Origin of the sequence: Rummeliibacillus sp. POC4 (assembly GCF_003576525.1) — a bacterium.
Classification (GTDB): domain Bacteria; phylum Bacillota; class Bacilli; order Bacillales_A; family Planococcaceae; genus Rummeliibacillus.
Map to the genome: position 1 here is coordinate 1 of NZ_QWUA01000149.1, position 1,455 is coordinate 1,455.

At 38.6% G+C, this 1,455-nt stretch carries 1 protein-coding gene; it reads right to left on the reverse strand.

Translation table 11 applies throughout. The annotated features are described in order from the left end of the window. Window positions 1-156 precede the first annotated feature (156 nt). The gene (locus D1606_RS18435; protein WP_119417447.1) at window positions 157-1,347 is read right to left on the reverse strand and encodes an IS256 family transposase; all 1,191 of its coding nucleotides are present in this window, start codon (window positions 1,345-1,347) and stop codon (window positions 157-159) included. Window positions 1,348-1,455 lie beyond the last annotated feature (108 nt).

The following is a 1,455-nucleotide window of genomic DNA, read 5'->3' on the forward strand; positions in this document are numbered from 1 at the left end:
GTCAATAATTTTGTGTAAATGACTTTTCAACCTTTTCAAGTAGATCGTCACTTTGGTATTCAATTAGACTTGTTCGAAGGTTTGATTTTGGTTTGTAGGAAAGGGCTAGCCCTTTCCTACAAACCAAAATTGTGCGCCGCGCTCCGCTCTTGCGAATTATTCCGTTTTTAAGCTTTCAAACATTTCTTCCAGTGCTGCACGTGCTTTATTAAAGCCTCGGTGGCAACGTGTGGCGAATCGTTGATTATAGTCTTCAAATTGCGTAACTAAGAAGCGTTCCAGCGATTCTTCATTCGGAAATTGTTCTTTTCGTTTTGTGTATTTCTTAATTTGTTTATTAAGAGATTCGATTAAATTGGTCGAGTAAATACTTGGCCAAATATCCTTAGGCAACTGATAAAATGTAAGCAAATAAGGGTTTTCAAGCAATGATTGTGTGACCTTTTTATACATTTTGCCCCATTTAGCACAAAAAGCATGGAGCGCCTGCTCAGCTGCCTCTGCATCCACTGATTGGTGAAGGGTTTTAAAATCCTCACAAATTGCTTGGCGGTCCTCTACACGTACTTTGTGAGAAATATTACGTCCAACATGCACAAGGCACACTTGATATTTTGCTTTTGGAAACACATTGAACACAGTGTCGGCCATGCCTTTTAAGCCATCTGAGACGAATAACAAAACGTCCTCTACACCGCGCTCTTTGAGCTCTTCTAATAGCTCATGCCAGTTATAAGCTGATTCTGTTGGGGCAATCGTGTACGCTAATATTTCTTTTGAGCCATCTTCACGAATCCCCACTGCGATGTAGACAGCTTCCTTCGATACTGTATCACGACGAACTGGAATATATGTGGCATCTAAATATACGCAAACATAGCGATGGTGTAACGGACGTTTATTGAAAGCCTCAACTGTTTCTGATACGGTTTTTGTCATGTTTGAAATCGTTTGGGGTGTATAGTGATGACCATACATTTTTTCAATCAAATTTGCTATTTCAGACATGGTAATCCCTTTTTGAAATAGGTGAATAACCGTTGCTTCTAGCGTATCGTTAGAGCGTTTGTATGGTGGGACTGTCTGTTGTTTAAATTCCCCATTGCGATCACGAGGAATTTGAATGGTTAGGTCACCATACTCTGTATGAAGTGTGCGTGAATAAACTCCATTGCGTGAATTGCCGGAGTTAAAGCCTATACGATCGTATTTTTCATAATTTAAAAACTCTGTTAATTCTGTCGCCAGTAACGAATTGATCGCCATTTCCAAATGTGAACGAAAAACCTCGGTAATATCTTGTTTTTTTACTAGTGCATCGATGATTTCTGTTGTAAACTGATTCATAGGGAAGACCTCTTTTCTTTGGATGAGTTGTGGTGACTTTATTCTATCAAGAAAAGGTCTTCCTTTTTCTATTAAAATTTCTATTTACACAAAATATTTTATACTCTC

Excerpts from the sequence above, each read along its gene's own strand:
- D1606_RS18435 (WP_119417447.1), bottom strand. The coding sequence starts at position 1,347 with ATGAATCAGTTTACAACAGAAATCATCGATGCACTAGTAAAAAAACAA.